The 19857-nt window shown below is 57.7% G+C and carries 17 protein-coding genes and 2 tRNA genes; 1 reads left to right on the top strand and 18 read right to left on the bottom strand.

Annotated features, from left to right (window positions below; translation table 11 throughout):
• Positions 1 to 3: 3 nt before the first annotated feature.
• The 12 genes from rbfA to rlmE all read right to left on the bottom strand — a co-directional run bounded on the left by rbfA (position 4) and on the right by rlmE (position 11694).
• On the bottom strand, positions 4 to 405 hold the full coding sequence (rbfA, locus tag NL116_RS04790) for a 30S ribosome-binding factor RbfA (protein ID WP_007942872.1): 402 nt from the start codon (positions 403 to 405) through the stop codon (positions 4 to 6).
• Positions 406 to 564: 159 nt separating this feature from the next.
• Positions 565 to 3093, bottom strand: a complete 2529-nt coding sequence (gene infB, locus NL116_RS04785; protein ID WP_494376221.1) for a translation initiation factor IF-2 — start codon at positions 3091 to 3093, stop codon at positions 565 to 567.
• Between the two features lie 27 nt (positions 3094 to 3120).
• The gene (gene nusA / locus NL116_RS04780; protein WP_007900474.1) at positions 3121 to 4602 is read right to left on the bottom strand and encodes a transcription termination factor NusA; all 1482 of its coding nucleotides are present in this window, start codon (positions 4600 to 4602) and stop codon (positions 3121 to 3123) included.
• Between the two features lie 47 nt (positions 4603 to 4649).
• Positions 4650 to 5108, bottom strand: coding sequence for a ribosome maturation factor RimP (rimP, locus tag NL116_RS04775; RefSeq protein ID WP_494378002.1), 459 nt, complete (start codon positions 5106 to 5108; stop codon positions 4650 to 4652).
• A 138-nt stretch (positions 5109 to 5246) separates the two neighbouring features.
• Positions 5247 to 5323 (bottom strand) — tRNA-Met (locus NL116_RS04770).
• A 96-nt stretch (positions 5324 to 5419) separates the two neighbouring features.
• A tRNA-Leu gene (locus NL116_RS04765) sits at positions 5420 to 5505 on the bottom strand.
• Positions 5506 to 5527: 22 nt separating this feature from the next.
• Positions 5528 to 5911: a preprotein translocase subunit SecG gene (secG, locus tag NL116_RS04760; RefSeq protein WP_017336473.1), complete on the bottom strand. Its 384-nt coding sequence runs from the start codon at positions 5909 to 5911 to the stop codon at positions 5528 to 5530.
• A 4-nt stretch (positions 5912 to 5915) separates the two neighbouring features.
• Positions 5916 to 6671, bottom strand: coding sequence for a triose-phosphate isomerase (gene tpiA, locus NL116_RS04755; RefSeq protein ID WP_494376220.1), 756 nt, complete (start codon positions 6669 to 6671; stop codon positions 5916 to 5918).
• Between the two features lie 66 nt (positions 6672 to 6737).
• Positions 6738 to 8075, bottom strand: a complete 1338-nt coding sequence (gene glmM, locus NL116_RS04750) for a phosphoglucosamine mutase (protein WP_123435255.1) — start codon at positions 8073 to 8075, stop codon at positions 6738 to 6740.
• Between the two features lie 16 nt (positions 8076 to 8091).
• Positions 8092 to 8943, bottom strand: a complete 852-nt coding sequence (gene folP, locus NL116_RS04745) for a dihydropteroate synthase (protein WP_494376219.1) — start codon at positions 8941 to 8943, stop codon at positions 8092 to 8094.
• 8 nt (positions 8944 to 8951) lie between these two features.
• Positions 8952 to 10862, bottom strand: a complete 1911-nt coding sequence (gene ftsH, locus NL116_RS04740) for an ATP-dependent zinc metalloprotease FtsH (protein WP_494376218.1) — start codon at positions 10860 to 10862, stop codon at positions 8952 to 8954.
• A gap of 202 nt (positions 10863 to 11064) precedes the next feature.
• Positions 11065 to 11694 (bottom strand): 23S rRNA (uridine(2552)-2'-O)-methyltransferase RlmE, encoded by a 630-nt coding sequence (gene rlmE / locus NL116_RS04735; RefSeq protein WP_494376217.1) that lies wholly within the window; start codon positions 11692 to 11694, stop codon positions 11065 to 11067.
• 101 nt (positions 11695 to 11795) lie between these two features.
• On the opposite strand from rlmE, the gene NL116_RS04730 reads away from it, so the two are divergent.
• Positions 11796 to 12104, top strand: coding sequence for a YhbY family RNA-binding protein (locus NL116_RS04730; RefSeq protein WP_007942889.1), 309 nt, complete (start codon positions 11796 to 11798; stop codon positions 12102 to 12104).
• Positions 12105 to 12113: 9 nt separating this feature from the next.
• Here the strand turns inward: NL116_RS04730 and NL116_RS04725 are convergent, their stop codons facing one another.
• The 6 genes from NL116_RS04725 to dnaJ form a co-directional block, all read right to left on the bottom strand.
• On the bottom strand, positions 12114 to 12518 hold the full coding sequence (locus tag NL116_RS04725; protein ID WP_494378001.1) for an MFS transporter: 405 nt from the start codon (positions 12516 to 12518) through the stop codon (positions 12114 to 12116).
• A gap of 28 nt (positions 12519 to 12546) precedes the next feature.
• The gene (gene greA / locus NL116_RS04720; RefSeq protein ID WP_494376216.1) at positions 12547 to 13023 is read right to left on the bottom strand and encodes a transcription elongation factor GreA; all 477 of its coding nucleotides are present in this window, start codon (positions 13021 to 13023) and stop codon (positions 12547 to 12549) included.
• Positions 13020 to 16241, bottom strand: coding sequence for a carbamoyl-phosphate synthase large subunit (gene carB, locus NL116_RS04715; protein WP_494376215.1), 3222 nt, complete (start codon positions 16239 to 16241; stop codon positions 13020 to 13022). The genes greA and carB overlap by 4 nt, the downstream gene beginning before the upstream one ends.
• A 118-nt stretch (positions 16242 to 16359) precedes the next feature.
• On the bottom strand, positions 16360 to 17496 hold the full coding sequence (carA, locus tag NL116_RS04710) for a glutamine-hydrolyzing carbamoyl-phosphate synthase small subunit (protein WP_494376214.1): 1137 nt from the start codon (positions 17494 to 17496) through the stop codon (positions 16360 to 16362).
• 259 nt (positions 17497 to 17755) lie between these two features.
• Complete coding sequence (gene dapB, locus NL116_RS04705) at positions 17756 to 18562, bottom strand: 4-hydroxy-tetrahydrodipicolinate reductase (protein WP_494376213.1); 807 nt, start codon at positions 18560 to 18562, stop codon at positions 17756 to 17758.
• Between the two features lie 9 nt (positions 18563 to 18571).
• The gene (gene dnaJ / locus NL116_RS04700; RefSeq protein ID WP_109627906.1) at positions 18572 to 19696 is read right to left on the bottom strand and encodes a molecular chaperone DnaJ; all 1125 of its coding nucleotides are present in this window, start codon (positions 19694 to 19696) and stop codon (positions 18572 to 18574) included.
• Positions 19697 to 19857: the final 161 nt, after the last annotated feature.

Below are 19857 nucleotides of genomic sequence, written 5' to 3'. Positions count from 1 at the left end.
CGATTACTCCTTGGCGTCTTCGGGTTCAGCCGCTACCGGGTGCTGATTGTCTTCAGCCACCGCACGCTCGATCAGGGCCGACAGGTGCGCACCACGCACGACACTTTCGTCGTAGTGGAAGTGCAACTGAGGAACGCTGCGCAACTTCATTTCGCGAGCCAACTGCATACGCAGGAAACCGGCGGCGGAGTTGAGCACCTTGATGCTTTGTGCGATGTCTTCGGCGTTGTCCTGCCCCATCACGGTGATGAAGATCTTGGCGTGACCGACGTCACGGCTGACTTCAACAGCAGTAATGGTGACCAGGCCGACGCGCGGGTCTTTGACTTCACGACGGATCAGCTGTGCCAGCTCACGCTGCATCTGATCGCCGATACGTTGGGTACGGCTGTATTCTTTTGCCATGTCTTGTTACCTGTTACTGCCCCACGGTGAAACCCGAGGGGTCTGAAAGCGGCAAACGCCCGGCCTGACAAAAGCCAGACCGGGCGTTGCGTTTAGAGTCCTGACGCGGTGCCGCGCATCTGCATGCGGCGGCTAGGCGTGGCCCTTGAAGTGCGCGAGTTAGAGGCTGCGAGCAACCTGAACCTTCTCGAAGACTTCGATCTTGTCACCGACTTTGACGTCGTTGTAGCTCTTCACGCCGATACCGCATTCCATGCCGGCACGTACTTCGGAAGCGTCATCCTTGAAGCGGCGCAGGGATTCCAGCTCGCCTTCGAAGATAACGATGTCTTCACGCAGTACACGGATTGGTCGGTTACGGTGAACAACACCTTCGATAACCATGCAACCGGCGATCGCGCCAAACTTCGGCGAACGGAACACGTCACGCACTTCAGCGGTACCCAGGATGTTCTCGCGAACATCGCTGCCCAGCATACCGGTGAGGGCCTTCTTGACGTCTTCGATGATGTCGTAGATCACGTTGTAGTAACGCATATCCAGACCTTCCTGCTCGACGATCTTGCGAGCGCCGGCATCGGCACGCACGTTGAAGCCGAACAGTACAGCGTTGGAAGCCAGTGCCAGGTTAGCGTCGGACTCGGTGATACCACCCACGCCGCCGCCCACAACACGCACTTGCACTTCGTCGTTACCCAGGCCGTTCAAGGCACCGTTCAACGCTTCCAGGGAACCACGGACGTCGGATTTGAGGACGATGTTGAGCGTCTTCTTCTCTTCCTGACCCATGTTCTCGAAGATGTTTTCAAGCTTACCAGCGTGAGCACGGGCCAGTTTGACTTCGCGGAACTTGCCTTGACGGAACAGAGCCACTTCACGGGCTTTCTTCTCGTCGGCAACCACGCTCATCTCGTCGCCAGCGTCCGGGGTACCGTCCAGGCCGAGGATCTCGACAGGGATGGAAGGACCGGCTTCCTTGATCGGCTTGCCGTTCTCGTCGAGCATGGCACGTACACGGCCATAGTTCGAACCGACCAGCACCATGTCGCCTTGGCGCAGGGTACCGTCTTGAACCAGAACGGTTGCAACCGGGCCACGACCTTTGTCGAGACGCGATTCAACCACAACGCCACGGCCAGGAGCCGAAGGAGTTGCTTTCAGTTCCAGGACTTCGGCTTGCAGCAGAACAGCTTCGAGCAACTCGTCCACGCCAGTACCGACTTTCGCCGAAACCGATACGAACGGGGTGTCGCCGCCCCACTCTTCCGAGGTCACGCCGTGAACCGACAGTTCGCTACGGATGCGATCGAGATCGGCGCCCGGCTTGTCGATTTTGTTCACTGCAACAACCAGCGGAACACCGGCAGCCTTGGCGTGCTGAACGGCTTCAACGGTCTGCGGCATCACGCCGTCGTCCGCTGCAACCACCAGGATCACGATGTCGGTCGCCTTGGCACCACGAGCACGCATTGCGGTAAACGCGGCGTGACCCGGGGTATCGAGGAAGGTGACCATGCCGCGTTCGGTTTCAACGTGGTATGCACCGATGTGCTGGGTGATACCGCCAGCTTCGCCAGCAGCTACCTTGGCACGACGGATATAGTCGAGCAGCGAGGTCTTACCGTGGTCAACGTGGCCCATGACGGTCACGACTGGAGCACGGGAGAACGCTTCACCTTCAAACTTCAGGGACTCGGCCAGGGAATCTTCCAGGGCGGTGTCGCTGACCAGGGTCACTTTGTGGCCCAGCTCTTCAGCAACCAGTTGGGCAGTTTCCTGATCCAGTACCTGATTGATGGTCGCTGGAGTACCCAGTTTGAACATGAACTTGATGATTTCAGCTGCCTTGACCGACATCTGCTGGGCGAGATCGCCAACAGTGATGGTCTCGCCGATCTTCACTTCGCGCACAACAGGGCCGGTTGGGCTCTGGAAACCGTGGGCGTTGCGTTTCTTCAACTTGGCCTTGCCGCGACCACCACGACGGAAGCCATCGCTTTCTTCGTCGGTAGTACGTGGCGCAACACGTGGAGCAGGCGCTTTCTCTTTGACCGAAGCACGATGCGGAGCGTTTTTGCGCTCGCCATCGCCACTGCCACGACGATTGTTATCGTCGGCACGTGGTTTGTCCGGACGGCGCTGTTCGTTCTGCTTGTTGCGAGCGTCAGCAGACGGTGCGGGTGCGGCAGCCACAACCGGTGCGCTTTCACGCACGGGTTCAGCAACTGCAGCAGGCGCTGCAACAGCGTCGGAAGTAGCGTTTTGCGCCGCAGCAGGCTGGCGACGCGCTTCTTCTTCGGCGCGACGCTTGGCTTCTTCTTCAGCCTTTTGACGAGCAGCATTTTCTACTGCGCGACGCTCTTCCAGTTCGCGTTTGCGCTCGGCTTCGATTTCTTCCGGGCTGCGCTGTACGAAAACTTTCTTTTTACGAACTTCAACGCTGATGCTTTTGCTGCCAGCAACACGCAGTGTGCTGGTGGTTTTACGCTGCAGCGTGATCTTGCGTGGTTCTTCCACTTTCGCCTTGTGGCTGCTTTTCAAGTGAGTCAGCAACGATTGCTTCTCACTGTCAGTCACACTTTCTTCGGCGGCGGTGTGCGGCAGACCTGCCTCACGCATCTGCTGCAACAGGCGCTCTACCGGTGTTTTGACCTCATCGGCCAGTTGTTTCACCGTGACTTGCGTCATGCACTTCTCTCCTCAGGCCGCGCCTAATTACTCGAACCAGTGGGCTCGGGCGGCCATGATCAACTTGCCGGCACGATCATCGTCAATGCCGTCGATGTCGAGCAGGTCGTCAATAGACTGCTCGGCCAGGTCTTCGCGGGTAATTACGCCGCGCACCGCCAGTTCCATCGCCAAATCCTTGTCCATACCCTCAAGCGAGAGCAGGTCTTCGGCCGGATGGGCGTCTGCCAGCTTTTCCTCAGTAGCGATGGCTTTGGTCAACAAACGATCCTTGGCACGAGCGCGAAGCTCGTTGACGGTTTCTTCGTCAAAGCCGTCGATGTTGAGCATTTCTTCCAACGGTACGTAGGCAATCTCTTCCAGGCTGGTGAAGCCTTCATCTACCAGCACCTGTGCCAGATCTTCGTCGACTTCCAGCTCGTCGATGAAGTTGCGCAGGATGTCGCCGGTTTCTGCTTGCTGCTTAGCCTGGATGTCCGATTCGGTCATCACGTTCAGGGTCCAGCCAGTCAATTGGCTAGCCAGACGCACGTTCTGACCACCACGACCGATGGCCTGAGCCAGATTGTCTGCGCCAACGGCGATGTCCATTGCGTGGGCATCTTCGTCAACGATAATTGCCGCAACCTCTGCCGGGGACATGGCATTGATCACGAACTGAGCCGGGTTGTCGTCCCACAGGACGATGTCCACACGCTCACCGCCCAACTCACCCGACACTGCCTGGACACGCGAACCGCGCATACCGATGCAAGCGCCCTGTGGGTCGATGCGTTTGTCCTTGGAGCGGACCGCGATCTTGGCGCGCGAACCCGGATCACGGGATGCAGCCATTACTTCGATCAGGCCTTCAGCGATTTCCGGCACTTCGATGCGGAACAACTCGATCAGCATTTCAGGCGCGGTACGCGACAAGATCAGCTGCGGGCCACGGTTCTCGGTGCGGATTTCCTTGAGCAGCGCACGCAGACGCACGCCGACACGGAAGGTTTCGCGAGAAATGATATCTTCGCGAGCCAGCAACGCTTCAGCGTTGTTGCCCAAGTCGACGATCACGTTGTCGCGGGTCACTTTCTTCACGGTACCGGAGATGATTTCCCCCAGGCGTTCGCGATAAGCGTCAACCACTTGTGCGCGCTCGGCTTCACGAACTTTCTGCACGATGACTTGCTTGGCAGTCTGTGCAGCGATACGGCCGAATTCGATGGATTCGATTTTTTCTTCGACTACATCGCCAACCTTGGCACCAGGATGCGTTTCGGCAACCTTGCTCGGCCAGGTTTCAATGGCCGGATCGTCCAGGTCTGCTTCTTCGACGACCGTCCAGCGACGGAATGTCTCATAAGCACCGGTGTGGCGATTGATTTCCACACGCAGATCGACTTCGTCCTCAAAACGCTTTTTGGTAGCAGTGGCCAGAGCCAGCTCCAGCGCTTCAAAAATTACGTTTGCCGGTACGCCCTTTTCATTGGATACCGACTCAACAACCAGCAGTACTTCTTTGCTCATCGTACGCCTCGCCTTTCGCAAGCCATTGGATCCGCGGGATCCGCGTCTCAGTCAAAACTGGGAATAATGTTGGCCTTGTCGATCATATCGATCGGCAACAGGAACTCATGGTCTTCTACCTGCACCACGACGTCCTGATCTTCTACACCGCGCAGAAGGCCCTGAAAGTTGCGTCGTCCTTCAAAAGGCGAGCGCAGCTTGATCTTCACTTGTTCACCGGCAAATTTTGCAAACTGCTCAATAGTGAACAGCGGGCGTTCCATGCCAGGCGAGGAAACTTCAAGGGTGTACTCAACGGCGATCGGATCTTCAACATCCAGGACACCGCTGATCTGACGGCTGACAATGGCGCAATCGTCCACCAGCACACCGCCCTCTTTATCAATATAAACGCGCAACATCGAGTGACGACCTTGAGCCGAAAACTCAATACCCCAGCATTCATAGCCCAGGGCCACGACCACCGGGGCCAACAAGGCCTGCAACTCTTCTAGCTTGCTCGACACCTGAACCCCCTCGTGCATGTATGTGCATGCTATGCAAAATAAAAAAATGGGCGAAACGCCCATCCTTGAAACGCCGTCGAACAGCGGCGCAGAAAGTGTCCAGCTAACAAAAAGCCCCTTAAAAGGGGCTCCTTAAACTGGTTGCGGGGGCCGGATTTGAACCGACGACCTTCGGGTTATGAGCCCGACGAGCTACCAGACTGCTCCACCCCGCGACAAAGCTGGGGCGGAAGTATACGACCGATCCCTAACAGGGTCAATGTAACCTTCCACCTACAAGAAAGCCCGCAACAGCGGGCTCTCCTGACAATTGGTACCGAGAAGGGGACTCGAACCCCTACACCCTATGGGCACAACCACCTCAAGGTTGCGTGTCTACCAATTCCACCACCTCGGCAATACTACGTTTGAAACCCTTCTTACTTTTGCTCTTGAGCTGGAGGCACGTCAGTCGCTGGAGTAGCCGACTTTTGCTCTTGAAGCACCGGGACATCATCAGAAGCCGGTTGTTGCTTTGGAACTTCCAACACTGCTGGATTTGGGAGACCTACTTGAGTCAGCTGGTGAGCCTTCTCTTTAGCAAAGTAACCTAACCCCAAGCTGGTTATGAAGAAACCTGCGGCAAGTATAGCAGTAAACTTACTAAGAAAGGTAGAGGAACCTTGGCTTCCGAATACAGTATTTGAAGCACCTGCTCCGAAAGACGCGCCAGCATCCGCACCTTTACCCTGCTGCAGCAATACGAGAGCAACTACGCCCAATGCACCCAGCAGATGAAAAACGACTACGACTGTTTCCAGCATTTTTTCAGTTTCCCGCGGCGCGACAGATCGCACCGAACTCATCTGCATTCAGGGAAGCCCCACCAATGAGACCCCCATCGATATCCGGCATGCCGAACAGTTCGACCGCATTGGCCGCCTTCACGCTGCCGCCGTATAGAAGCCGCACACCTTGTGCGACTTCAGAATTCTTTGCCGCCAACTGCGCGCGAATGGCTGCATGCACATCCTGCGCTTGTTGCGGCGAAGCAGTCAGCCCGGTGCCAATGGCCCAAACCGGCTCGTAAGCGATCACTGCTTTTGCAAATACATCGACACCCAGCTCATCGATGATGCTGCTCAGTTGAGCCGAGACAACCTCCATCGTTTTCCCGGCTTCGCGCTGCTCAAGGGTCTCCCCTATGCACAACACCGGAATCAAGCCAGAGGCCTGCGCCGCTGCGAACTTGCGGATCAGCACTGCGTCCTGCTCGCCCAATATCTGGCGGCGTTCGGAGTGCCCGACAAGTACCAGGGAACAACCTGCATCCACCAACTGACTCGGCGCGATTTCACCGGTCAACGCACCTTGCTCGGATTCCACCGCAGAATTCTGCGCGCCGACCGAAACCGACTGGCCTTTCATGCCATCAATCACTTGATTGATGAACAAGCTAGGCGGGAATACCGCGACATCAACACCGCTCGGCAAGGCCAGGTGACTAAGGCCGTTGATCAGCTCAGCGACGCTGGCGCGGGTACCGTGCATCTTCCAGTTACCAGCTACCATAGGGCGACGCATGCTGTACCTCGTCGGTCAAAGTGGGCGCAGATGTTACCCAACACAATCAAGGCTGGCAAGCCGAATTCAGGCAGAAACTTCAGTAACGAGTTTTGCCAGCTCTTCGGCGTAACCGCGAACCTGTGTTTCGTCCTCGCCTTCAACCATGACACGCACCAACGGCTCCGTCCCGGACTTGCGCAATAGCACCCGACCACGCCCCGCCATCGCCTTGGTAACACGGTCGCTGGCTTCTTTGACGGCTGGATGATCGAGCGGACTCGCACCACCACCAAAACGGACGTTGATCAGCACTTGAGGGCACTTGCGCAGCGCTTGACGAGCCTGAGCCAGCCCTTCGGAGCGAGTCTTCAACGCCATCAACACCTGCAGTGCAGCAATGATCGCATCACCGGTCGTGGTGTGATTGAAGCAAACGATATGCCCCGAGTTCTCACCACCCACCAGCCAGTTGCGCTCAAGCAAGTCAGCGATGACATAGCGGTCGCCAACGTTGGCACGCACAAATGGAATCGACAGATCCGCCAGGGCCAATTCCAGCCCCAGGTTACTCATCAACGTGCCGACCACACCGCCTTGCAGCTTGTCGCGCTCATGCAGATCGCGGGCAATGATATAGAGCAGTTCGTCACCGTCAACAATGGCACCGGTGTGATCAACCATCAGGACACGATCACCGTCGCCATCGAACGCGATACCCAGATCAGCGTGCTCAGCCAATACGGCAGCCTGCAATTGACCCATATGGGTCGAACCACAATTGTCGTTGATGTTCAGACCATTCGGCTGAGCGGATAGCACAACGACTTCAGCACCCAACTCACGGAATACGCTTGGGGCAACCTTGTAGGTCGCACCATGGGCGCAGTCGATCACGATCTTCAGACCAGCGAAGCTGGTGCCGGTCGGGACGCTGCTTTTGCAGAATTCGATGTAACGGCCAGAAGCGTCGTTGATGCGCGAGACCTTGCCAATCTTGCTGGACTCAACGACGGTCATCGGGGTGTCGAGCAACTCTTCAATCATCAGTTCGACTTCATCCGGGAGTTTGGTGCCCTTTCCGGAGAAGAACTTGATGCCATTGTCATCGTGAGGATTATGCGAGGCACTGATCACGATGCCCGCTTCAGCATGAAAAGTACGCGTCAGATAAGCGATCGCTGGCGTTGGCATGGGGCCCAGCAGCATCACGTCCGCACCTGCCGACGTCAACCCGGCCTCTAGCGCAGATTCAAACATGTAACCGGATATCCGGGTGTCCTTGCCGACTAATACCTTGCAAGCGCCCATTTTGCGGAACGCCATACCCGCCGCCCAGCCGAGTTTGAGCATGAAGTCAGGAGTAATCGGGTATTCGCCGACACGACCACGAATACCGTCGGTACCAAAGTATTTTTTGCTCATAAGTGCTCCATCATTCTTATTCGGCTGATTCCACTGCGGCGATCATCCGCACCACGTCCATTGTTTCGGCAACATCATGGACGCGCAATATACGCGCCCCCTTGGCCGAAGCCAGCGCTGCGAGCGCAAGACCACCAAAAAGACGCTCACCGACCGGACGGTTCAAGGCCTGACCAATCATGCTCTTTCGCGAAACCCCGACCAGCAGGGGCCGCCCCAAGGCGTGCAAGGCTTCCATATGCTTAAACAAGCTTAGATTGTGCCGCAAGGTTTTCGCGAAGCCAAAACCCGGATCAAGAATAATCCGCTCCGGCGGGATACCCACCAACGCGCACTGAGCCATTCGCTCAGTGAGAAATTCGCCCACTTCTTTGGTGACGTCCTGGTAGTGCGGATTATCCTGCATGTCGCCCGGCTCACCGAGCATATGCATCAGACACACGGGTAGCCCAGTGACTGCAGCCGCATCCAGGGCACCATCTCGACGAAGCGAGCGCACATCGTTGATCAAGCCGGCACCCAAGCGCGCGGTCTCACGCATGACTGCTGGCGTGGAAGTATCGACAGAAATAATCACATCGAGTTCGCGATGGATGCGCTCAACGATAGGAGCGACGCGCTCCAACTCCTCAAGCGGAGAAACCGCCCGGGCGCCTGGGCGGGTTGATTCTCCACCGACATCAATCAGTGTCGCACCCGCCAACACCATCGACTCGGCGTGGCGCAGAGCCACATCCAACTGGCTGTATCGGCCGCCGTCAGAAAAGGAATCAGGAGTGACATTGAGAATACCCATGACATGCGTCTGGGCCAAATCAAGAACCCGGTTGCCGCAAGGCAACCGGGTCGAGGACTGAACAGAAGTCATTTCAAACCTTATACGTCAGCAGCCGGACCGCCGATTGGTGTTTCCGGACGCTCGTCCTGCACTGCCGGAGGTGTCCCGGAAGTACCAGTGCCACCTGACCAGTCACGAGGCTCGCGCGGTGCACGACCGGCCATGATGTCATCGATCTGATCAGCATCAATCGTCTCGTACTTCATCAGGGCATCAGCCATGGCATCAAGCTTGTCTCGGTTGTCCGTGAGGATCTGCTTGGCCGTGCCATAGCACTGGTCAATGATGCTACGCACTTCGGAGTCGATCAGTTTGGCTGTCTCACCAGAGAAGCTCGCACTCTGACCACCGCCGCCGCGACCGAGGAACACTTCACCCTCTTCTTCTGCATACATCAGCGGGCCGAGTTTTTCCGACAAGCCCCACTTGGTCACCATGTTCCGCGCAATCTGGCTTGCACGCATGATGTCATTGGATGCACCCGTGGTGACGCCATCGAAGCCCAGGGTCATTTCTTCTGCGATACGACCACCGTACAGCGAGCAGATCTGGCTGATAAGCGCACGCTTGGACAAGCTGTAGCGATCTTCTTCCGGCAGGAACATGGTCACACCCAACGCACGCCCGCGCGGAATGATCGAAACCTTGTAGACCGGATCATGCTCTGGCACGACACGACCCACGATAGCGTGGCCGGCTTCGTGATAAGCGGTGTTCTGCTTTTCCTTCTCGGACATGACCATCGATTTGCGCTCAGCGCCCATCATGATCTTGTCTTTCGCCAGTTCGAACTCTTTCATTTCGACAATGCGCTTGCCGGCACGGGCGGCGAACAAAGACGCTTCGTTCACCAGGTTAGCCAGGTCAGCACCGGAGAAACCAGGCGTGCCGCGAGCGATCACCGCTGGAGCGACGTCGTCACCCATTGGCACTTTGCGCATATGGACTTTAAGAATCTGTTCGCGACCACGAATGTCTGGCAGACCAACCACAACCTGACGGTCGAAACGGCCTGGACGCAGCAACGCAGGGTCCAATACGTCCGGCCGGTTGGTTGCAGCGATAACGATGATGCCGTCATTCATTTCGAAGCCGTCCATCTCTACCAGCAACTGGTTGAGAGTCTGCTCGCGCTCATCGTGACCACCGCCCATGCCGGCACCACGGTGACGACCAACAGCGTCGATTTCATCGATAAAGATGATGCATGGCGCGTGCTTCTTGGCCTGCTCGAACATATCGCGAACGCGGCTAGCACCAACACCAACGAACATTTCAACAAAGTCGGAACCGGAGATGGTGAAGAACGGCACTTTCGCTTCGCCGGCAATCGCCTTGGCCAGCAACGTTTTACCGGTCCCCGGAGGACCGACCATCAGTACGCCGCGAGGAATACGACCACCCAGACGCTGGAACTTGCCCGGATCACGGAGGAACTCGACCAGTTCGCCGACTTCTTCCTTGGCTTCGTCGCAACCGGCAACGTCAGCCAATGTGGTTTTCACCTGATCTTCAGAGAGCAGGCGCGCCTTACTCTTGCCGAAGCTCATCGGCCCGCCCTTACCGCCCGCACCACCTTGCATCTGGCGCATGAAGAACATGAAAACGGCAATGATCACGAGAATCGGGAAGCTTGCGACCAGGAGTTGAGTCCAGATGCTTTGCTGTTCAGGCTGCTTGCCTTCGACCACGACGTGGTTGTCCACGAGGTCACCGATCAGACCGTTGTCCTGGATGGCCGGACGAATGGTCTTGAAGCTGTCGCCATCGTTGCGTTTACCGGTAATCACGTAGCCGTCAACCGCTACGCGCTCGACCTTGCCATCCTTGACCTGCTGGATGAAGTCGGAATAGTTGAGGGTCTGCGGCTCGTTAGGGCTGGAGAAGTTGTTCATCACCGTCACCAGGACAGCCGCGATGATCAACCACAGGATCAGATTCTTTGCCATATCGTTCAATTAACTACCCTCTGAAGCAAGCTCCGCTAATGGCGCGCGCTTCGCATGATATTCACCGGCCTAACTTACTACATTACCTACGGCTCTGGCAGGCGCCGTCTGTAACCCTTTGTGAAACACTTTCTACACAATATTCGCTAATGCTCACGGGACGAAATACGAAAAACCTATCGCCCCGCCAAAAAACCTCGTTTTACTCACTACGCCCGCGGTAACCCCAAGCCAGCATGTATTGCTCGCGGGAGCTGCCTCGAGACGAGTCCGGCTTGATCATCTGGATCTTGTCGAATTTCCGACGAGTATCCTTCAAGTAAACATCAAACCCTTCGCCCTGAAAAATCTTGATAACAAAATTACCACCTGGCTTGAGTATCCGCTCCGCCAGATCAAGCGCCAGCTCGCAAAGAAACATGGCTTTCGGCATGTCCACTTCAGGCGTACCACTCATATTGGGGGCCATATCGGAAATCACAAGGTCCACCTGCGAATTACCCACGGCTTCAAGGATCCGAGCGAGCACTTCATCCTCAGTGAAGTCACCCCGGATGAAAGTCACGTCCGGAATGCTGTCCATTTCCAGAATGTCCGAGGCGATCAGACGCCCCTCACCACCGATCAGGCGGCTAGTCACCTGCGACCACCCTCCGGGCGCCGCGCCCAGGTCGACAACGCTCATCCCTGGACGGATCAGCTTGTATTTCTCCTGGACCTCCAGAAGTTTGTAACTCGCACGCGAGCGGTAGCCATCCTTCTGCGCCTGCTTCACATAAGGATCGTTGACATGTCTTTTCAGCCAACCAAGGCTTGTCTTGGAACGCGCCATTGGGCACCTCGTTGATAAGGGTCGTGATTAATTGGGCGGATCCACGAGCCCTCGGGTAAAATGGCCGCCATTTTACAGAATCCAGACGAAAGGGTCAGATTATGCCGCTCACTCAAGAGCAGAAGAAACAGTACAAATCCATTGGCCACCATCTGAAACCAGTTTTGATTGTGGCTGACAACGGTTTGACTGAAGGTGTGTTAGCCGAACTTGAACGCGCCCTGGCGGATCACGAGCTGATCAAAATCAAGCTCAACATCCTCGATCGCGAATCGCGCCTGGCGTCCATTGCAGAACTCTGCAAGGTCGGCAAAGCGGATCTGGTTCAAGTCATCGGCAAGATGGCACTGATTTACCGCAAGAACTTCAGCGTCAACAAGCAGCTGTCGAACGTCCATCGCTTCAAGTGATGGCAAGGGTCAAGGGTGTGCTTCGCGCACCCTGCCGCTCCATCCCGGTACCGGCTGCATCACCAGCACCAGCCCGGAGAAGCCCAGAATCAGATAGCTGAACACCTGCCACCGCCCCATCTCCGGCCAACCGAAGCGCACCGCGAAAAACATCGCACACGCATACAGCGCCATCAGCAGCAGCTGCCCACGAATATCGCGCCATAGACTCGCAAGGCCATCGGCCTGTACCAGCACCAAAGCCTGAAAAATCACACACGCTGCGGCAAATCCCACCATCAGCGCATTCAACATGCCCGCAATTTCGTCAATCAGCATCGGCGCCAGGCCTGTTTGGCCCAGCGCCGGCACCAGACCGATGTGTAATAGCCACAAGCCGCCAACCCACAACATCTGAGTCAACTGCCAAAGCATGGCGCCCGCACGCAGCGGGCGCAGGCCTTTAGATGTGGCGGACTTCGACAATCTCGTACTCGATCACGCCACCCGGCGTTTTCACGGAGACCACATCACCCTCTTCCTTGGCAATCAAGGCGCGAGCCAGTGGCGAACCGACGGAAATCTTGCCGAGTTTGAAATCAGCCTCGTCCTCACCCACGATGTGGTAAGTGACGCGCTCATCGGTCTCGACGTTGGCGATCTCAACGGTGGTGCCGAAAATCACTTTGCCGGTGTGAGGAATGGTCGTGACGTCAATGATGACCTGATTCTGAATCCGGCCTTCGATGTCACGAATCCGCGCCTCGACCATACCTTGCTGCTCGCGAGCAGCGTGGTATTCGGCGTTTTCCTTCAAGTCGCCCAACTCGCGGGCCGTTCCGATGTCCTGGCTGAGCTTCGGACGAACGACCTTGGTCAGGTGAGCGTGTTCCTCTTCCAGGGCTTTCGCGCCCTGGACGGTCATTGGGTATTTGATCATGCCTTCAATCCTGCGTGTAGATCCTGCAAGCGGCGCACGGTCTTCTCGGGACCGAACTTCAGCGCTTCGCAGATGGCTTCGCCAGCAGCAATAGTCGTGGTGCAGTAAATCTTGTGCTGCAAGGCATTACGACGAATGGAGTACGAGTCAGCGATGGACTGACGACCTTCGGTAGTGTTGATGATCAGCGTGACTTCGTCATTCTTGATCATGTCGACCACGTGCGGACGCCCTTCGGTCACCTTGTTGACACGGCGCACTTTCAGGCCTGCGGCTTCGATCAGCTTGGCAGTACCGGCAGTAGCGACCACTTCGAAGCCCAAGTTGATCAGATCACGGGCTACGCCTGCAACCAGCGGTTTGTCATCGTCACGTACGCTGATGAACGCAGTACCGCCGGTCGGCAACACTTCGCTCGCGCCCATCTGGGCCTTGGCGAATGCTTCACCGAAGGTGTCGCCCACGCCCATCACTTCACCGGTGGACTTCATCTCTGGGCCCAGGATCGGGTCCACACCAGGGAATTTGGCGAATGGGAACACCGCCTCTTTCACGCTGTAGAAGTTCGGAATGATTTCTTTGGTGAAACCGATTTCCTTCAGGGTTTTACCGGCCATCACGCGAGCCGCGATCATAGCCAGGGAAACACCGATGCATTTCGACACGAACGGCACGGTACGGGAAGCGCGCGGGTTGACTTCGATGACGTAGATGTCTTCGCCTTGCAGCGCCAACTGCACGTTCATCAGGCCGACAACGCCCAGTTCCAAGGCCATTTTCTTGACCTGTTCGCGCATCTCGTCCTGGATGTGACCAGGCAGCGAGTACGGGGGCAGGGAGCATGCGGAGTCACCCGAGTGAACGCCTGCCTGCTCGATGTGTTGCATGATCGCGCCGATCACCACGTCGGTGCCGTCGCAGACCGCATCCACATCCATTTCGATGGCGCAGTTGAGGAAGTGGTCGAGCAGCACTGGGCTGTCGTTCGACACTTTCACCGCGTCACGCAAGTAGCGCTTCAGCTCTTCTTCTTCGTAAACGATTTCCATCGCACGACCGCCCAGCACATAGGACGGACGAACCACCAGCGGGTAACCGATCTTGGCAGCGGCACGAATCGCTTCGTCTTCGCTGCGCACGGTGGCGTTTGGCGGCTGACGCAGGTTCAGACGCTCAACCATTTGCTGGAAGCGCTCACGGTCTTCGGCGCGGTCGATGGCGTCCGGGCTGGTGCCGATGATCGGCACGCCGGCTTCTTCCAGGGCGCGAGCCAGTTTCAGCGGGGTTTGGCCGCCGTACTGGACGATCACGCCTTTCGGCTTCTCGACGCGGACGATTTCCAGCACGTCTTCCAAGGTCACTGGTTCGAAGTACAGGCGATCGGAAGTGTCGTAGTCAGTGGAAACAGTTTCCGGGTTGCAGTTGACCATGATGGTCTCGTACCCGTCTTCGCGCAGTGCCAGCGCCGCGTGTACGCAGCAGTAGTCGAACTCGATGCCTTGGCCGATACGGTTTGGACCGCCGCCGAGGATCATGATCTTGTCGCGACCCGATGGCGCGGCTTCGCACTCTTCCTCGTAAGTCGAGTACATGTAGGCGGTGTCGGTGGCGAACTCGGCCGCGCAGGTGTCAACGCGCTTGTAGACCGGGTAAACCTCAAGCTTGTGACGGTGGCGACGCAGCGCCTTCTCGGTCACGCCCAGCAGCTTGGCCAGACGCATGTCGGAGAAGCCTTTGCGCTTGAGGCGAAACATCACGTCGCGGTCGATGCTGGCCAGACCCAGGGTCTTGACCTTTTCTTCTTCCTTGATCAGATCTTCTATCTGCACCAGGAACCACGGGTCGATCATGTTCATGCCGAAGATGTCTTCGACCGACAGACCGGCGCGGAAGGCGTCAGCCACGTACCAGATACGCTCGGCGCCCGGCACGGTCAGTTCGCGCTTGAGCACGCTCATGCTTTCCGGGTTGCTCAGGTCGAGCTTCTCGTCCAGGCCGCAAACACCCACTTCCAGACCGCGCAGGGCTTTCTGCAAGGATTCCTGGAAGGTCCGGCCGATGGCCATGACTTCACCGACCGACTTCATCTGGGTGGTCAGGCGTGCGTCGGCTTTCGGGAATTTTTCGAAGGCAAAACGTGGCAGCTTGGTCACGACGTAGTCGATGGACGGCTCGAAGGACGCAGGCGTAGCGCCGCCAGTGATTTCGTTCGACAGTTCGTCGAGGGTGTAGCCGATCGCCAGCTTGGCAGCGATACGCGCAATCGGGAAACCAGTGGCTTTCGAGGCCAGTGCCGAAGAGCGTGAAACACGCGGGTTCATCTCGATCACGACCATACGGCCAGTGTCCGGGCAGATGCCGAACTGAACGTTGGAGCCGCCGGTTTCCACGCCGATCTCACGCAGTACCGCCAACGAGGCGTTACGCATGATCTGGTATTCCTTGTCCGTCAGGGTCTGTGCTGGCGCAACAGTGATCGAGTCACCGGTGTGCACGCCCATCGGGTCAAAGTTTTCGATGGAGCAGACGATGATGCAGTTGTCCTTCTTATCGCGGACAACCTCCATCTCGTACTCTTTCCAGCCGATCAGGGATTCGTCGATCAGCAACTCTTTGGTTGGCGACAGGTCCAGACCACGAGCGCAGATTTCTTCGAATTCTTCACGGTTGTAAGCAATACCGCCACCAGTGCCGCCCATGGTGAAGGACGGACGGATGATGCATGGGAAGCCCAGGCGTTCGAGAACGGCGTTGGCTTCTTCCATGCTGTGGGCGATACCCGAACGCGGGCAGTCCAGGCCGATGGATTTCATCGCCTTGTCAAAGCGCGAACGGTCTTCAGCCTTGTCGATGGTGTCGGCGTTGGCACCGATCATCTCTACGCCGAACTTCTCCAGAACGCCTTCGCGCTCCAGGTCCAGAGCGCAGTTCAGAGCGGTCTGGCCACCCATGGTTGGCAGCAGCGCGTCCGGACGCTCTTTCTCGATGATCTTGGCAACGGTCTGCCATTTGATCGGCTCGATGTACGTGGCGTCGGCCATGTCCGGGTCGGTCATGATGGTCGCCGGGTTGGAGTTCACCAGGATGACGCGGTAACCCTCTTCGCGCAGGGCTTTGCAGGCCTGGGCGCCGGAGTAGTCGAATTCGCAGGCCTGGCCGATAACGATCGGGCCAGCGCCGAGAATCAGGATGCTTTTAATGTCTGTACGTTTTGGCATGGGTTTGTCACTCAAATCCGCAGGTCAGTCGGCAAGCCGTCTTGTTCAATCTTTGAAGCCTTGAGGGGGCCACCGGTGTCGGGACCGCCCTCAAGCCTTGCACCATCAAGGCGAGCGATCAGCGTCGCTTGGCCATCTCGTTGATGAAGCGATCAAACAATGGCGCTACGTCGTTCGGGCCAGGGCTGGCTTCCGGGTGACCCTGGAAGCTGAAAGCGCTCTTGTCGGTACGCTCGATGCCTTGCAGGGTGCCGTCGAACAGCGATTTGTGGATCGCGCGAACATTGGCTGGCAGGGTCGCTTCGTCTACCGCAAAACCGTGGTTCTGGCTGGTGATCATCACTACGCCGCTGTCCAGATCCTGGACCGGGTGGTTGGCACCGTGGTGACCATGGCCCATTTTCAGGGTCTTGGCGCCGGAAGCCAGCGCCAGAAGCTGGTGACCCAGGCAGATGCCGAACACCGGGATCTCGGTTTCGAGCACGTCCTTGATCGCCTGGATCGCGTAGTCGCATGGCTCCGGATCACCAGGGCCGTTGGACAGGAACACACCATCCGGATTCATTGCCAGCACATCGGCAGCAGGCGTTTGTGCAGGCACCACGGTCACACGGCAACCGCGCGCGACCAGCATGCGCAGGATGTTCAGCTTGACGCCGTAGTCGTAGGCGACCACGTGGTACGGCAGTTCGGAAGCGTCGATGGTTGCGTGGCTGTCGGTTTTCAGATCCCAGACAGTCGAGCGCCATTCGTACTGCTCTTTGGTGCTGACGACTTTCGCCAGGTCCATGCCTTTCAGGCCAGGGAAACCCTGTGCGGCGGCGATGGCGGCGGCTTCGGAAATGTTGTCACCGGCCATGATGCAGCCGTTCTGTGCGCCTTTCTCACGCAGGATGCGTGTCAGGCGGCGGGTGTCGATACCGGCGATAGCCACAACGTTGTTGGCTTTCAGGTAGTCAGACAGGGACATCGTGTTACGCCAGTTGCTCGCAACCAGGGGCAGGTCACGAATAACCAGGCCAGCGGACCAGACGCGGTCAGACTCGGCGTCTTCCGGCGTGGTGCCGGTGTTGCCGATGTGCGGGTAGGTCAGGGTAACGATCTGTTGGGCGTAGGAAGGATCGGTAAGGATTTCCTGATAGCCGGTCATTGCGGTGTTAAACACCACCTCACCAACGGTTTGACCGTCGGCTCCAATGGCTTCGCCGCGAAAAATGCTGCCATCAGCAAGGGCGAGTATGGCTGGCTTAGTCAAGAAGACCTCCCGTAAATAAAGCCTGAAAGGGCGATCGCAGGTTGTAAAAAAGCGGAGTGACGTATGGACACGTCACCCCGCTTCTTCACCGAATAATTCTGCGCGCTTTTAGTGGACACACTAAAGCTGTAGCTTACAGAAAAAGGCCTTTTTGGTCTACCGCCAATGAGCCCGAAAGGCTGGAGAATGCGACAGGGCGTCGCTTGGCAGTGTAAAACCGGGCTCAAACGCTGGGTCTGAGCCCGATTTCGGGCGCATCTTAACGCAAATCGAGCACGTCTTGCATGTCGTAAAGACCTGGCTCACGAGCATCGAGCCACAACGCAGCCCGCACCGCCCCCTTGGCGAAGGTCATGCGGCTGGACGCTTTATGCGTGATTTCCAGACGCTCACCTTCGCAGGCGAACAGGACGGTGTGATCGCCGACCACATCACCGCCGCGAACCGTGGCGAAGCCGATCGTCTCACGCTCACGCGCGCCGGTATGGCCTTCGCGACCATAGACCGCGACCTTCTGCAGATCACGATCCAGTGCACTGGCGATCACTTCACCCATGCGCAGCGCGGTGCCTGAAGGCGCGTCGATCTTGTGCCTGTGATGCGCTTCGATGATTTCGATGTCCGCGTCATCACCCAGTACGCGCGCCGCCATGTCGAGCAACTTCAGTGAAAGGTTGACACCGACACTGAAATTGGCCGCGAACACGACCGGAATGTCTTTGCCCGCCTCGGCCAGCAACTGTTTCTGCGCAGCGTCCAGCCCGGTTGTTCCGATGACCATGGCCTTGCCGGTCTTGCGGCAGAACGCGAGGTTTTTCAGCATGACTTCCGGCAGCGTGAAGTCGATCAACACATCGAACTCATCAGCGACCGATTCCAGATTGCCGGACAACGGCACGCCGATGCGGCCCAGCGAGGCCAGCTCGCCGGCATCCACACCAATCAGCGTGCTACCGGGGCGCACGATGGCCGCCGTCAGACCGGCCAGCGGTGCGCGCTGCTGCACGGCCTCGACCAGAATCTTGCCCATGCGCCCGGCAGCGCCCATCACAGCTATACGTCGCATGCCGACTCCTTACAAATCGCCGAAGAAACGCTTCACGCCTTCGAACCAACCGGTGGTTTTCGGCGAATGGCTGTTGTCGTCCGCCAAAGAGCTGCGGAATTCTTCCAGCAGTTCTCGCTGACGACGACCCAGGTTGACTGGGGTTTCGACCGCCACGCGGCACATCAGGTCACCGGCACCGCCGCCACGCACTGGCGCAACGCCTTTGCCGCGAACGCGGAACTGCTTGCCGGTCTGGGTCCCCTCAGGGATTTTCAGTTTGACTCGACCGTCAAGGGTCGGAATCTCCAGTTCGCCACCCAACGCCGCATCAACAAAGCTGATTGGCACTTCACAGAACAAATGCTTGCCGTCGCGCTGAAAAATCGCGTGCTCGCGCACATTGATCACCACGTACAGGTCGCCCGTCGGACCACCTTGAGCCCCCGCCTCGCCTTCGCCGGACAGGCGAATGCGGTCACCGGTATCGACACCGGCCGGCACTTTGACGGAAAGCGTTTTGTACTCTTCGACACGACCTTCGCCGTTGCAGGAGTTGCACGGATCGGAAATGATCTTTCCTTGGCCATGGCAGCGCGGGCAGGTTTGCTGCACCGAGAAGAAGCCTTGCTGCATACGGACCTGACCGATACCGCCGCACGTCGGGCAAGTGACTGGCGAGGAGCCTTTCTTGGCACCCGAGCCGTCGCACGGCTTGCAGTTGACCAGTGTCGGAACACGGATATTCACGGTGGTACCGCGCACCGCTTCTTCCAGGTTCAGCTCCAGGGTATAACGCAGGTCGCTGCCGCGCTGGGCACCGCCCCGGGAACCGCCACGACCGCCACCGAAGAAGTCACTGAAAACATCGCCAAAGATGTCGGAGAAGTTCTGACCGCCAAAACCGGCACCGCCACCGCCCATGCTTGGGTCGACACCGGCGTGACCGTATTGGTCGTACGCCGCACGCTTGCTGGAATCCGACAGTACTTCGTAGGCCTCGTTGGCCTCCTTGAACATCTCTTCCGACGCTTTGTCATCGGGATTACGGTCCGGGTGATGCTTCATCGCCAGGCGGCGGTAGGCCTTCTTCAGGTCTGCTTCGCTTGAGCCACGCTCAACACCCAATACTTCGTAATAGTCACGCTTTGCCATATGTCTTTGCACTCTTGAGGACGTTCGGCAAACCTCTCCTGAGCCTTGCCAAACTCGTTGAGCCCCAATACAGGCCCGGACCCAACTCACGTCAATTCAACGATCCTGGTCTTTGATTCATTGCGATACTTTCGGCTCGAAAAGCAGGAGCATTCCCGGCC

Source organism: Pseudomonas sp. FBCC-B1667, assembly GCF_059133255.1.
Note: the sequence above shows the minus strand (reverse complement) of the source record. Positions and strands in the feature narration are given on the sequence as shown.

Excerpts from the sequence above, each read along its gene's own strand:
- rbfA (WP_007942872.1), bottom strand. The coding sequence starts at position 405 with ATGGCAAAAGAATACAGCCGTACCCAACGTATCGGCGATCAGATGCAG.
- infB (WP_494376221.1), bottom strand. The coding sequence starts at position 3,093 with ATGACGCAAGTCACGGTGAAACAACTGGCCGATGAGGTCAAAACACCG.
- nusA (WP_007900474.1), bottom strand. The coding sequence starts at position 4,602 with ATGAGCAAAGAAGTACTGCTGGTTGTTGAGTCGGTATCCAATGAAAAG.
- secG (WP_017336473.1), bottom strand. The coding sequence starts at position 5,911 with ATGCTGGAAACAGTCGTAGTCGTTTTTCATCTGCTGGGTGCATTGGGC.
- tpiA (WP_494376220.1), bottom strand. The coding sequence starts at position 6,671 with ATGCGTCGCCCTATGGTAGCTGGTAACTGGAAGATGCACGGTACCCGC.
- glmM (WP_123435255.1), bottom strand. The coding sequence starts at position 8,075 with ATGAGCAAAAAATACTTTGGTACCGACGGTATTCGTGGTCGTGTCGGC.
- folP (WP_494376219.1), bottom strand. The coding sequence starts at position 8,943 with ATGACTTCTGTTCAGTCCTCGACCCGGTTGCCTTGCGGCAACCGGGTT.
- ftsH (WP_494376218.1), bottom strand. The coding sequence starts at position 10,862 with ATGGCAAAGAATCTGATCCTGTGGTTGATCATCGCGGCTGTCCTGGTG.
- rlmE (WP_494376217.1), bottom strand. The coding sequence starts at position 11,694 with ATGGCGCGTTCCAAGACAAGCCTTGGTTGGCTGAAAAGACATGTCAAC.
- NL116_RS04730 (WP_007942889.1), top strand. The coding sequence starts at position 11,796 with ATGCCGCTCACTCAAGAGCAGAAGAAACAGTACAAATCCATTGGCCAC.
- NL116_RS04725 (WP_494378001.1), bottom strand. The coding sequence starts at position 12,518 with ATGCTTTGGCAGTTGACTCAGATGTTGTGGGTTGGCGGCTTGTGGCTA.
- greA (WP_494376216.1), bottom strand. The coding sequence starts at position 13,023 with ATGATCAAATACCCAATGACCGTCCAGGGCGCGAAAGCCCTGGAAGAG.
- carB (WP_494376215.1), bottom strand. The coding sequence starts at position 16,241 with ATGCCAAAACGTACAGACATTAAAAGCATCCTGATTCTCGGCGCTGGC.
- dapB (WP_494376213.1), bottom strand. The coding sequence starts at position 18,562 with ATGCGACGTATAGCTGTGATGGGCGCTGCCGGGCGCATGGGCAAGATT.
- dnaJ (WP_109627906.1), bottom strand. The coding sequence starts at position 19,696 with ATGGCAAAGCGTGACTATTACGAAGTATTGGGTGTTGAGCGTGGCTCA.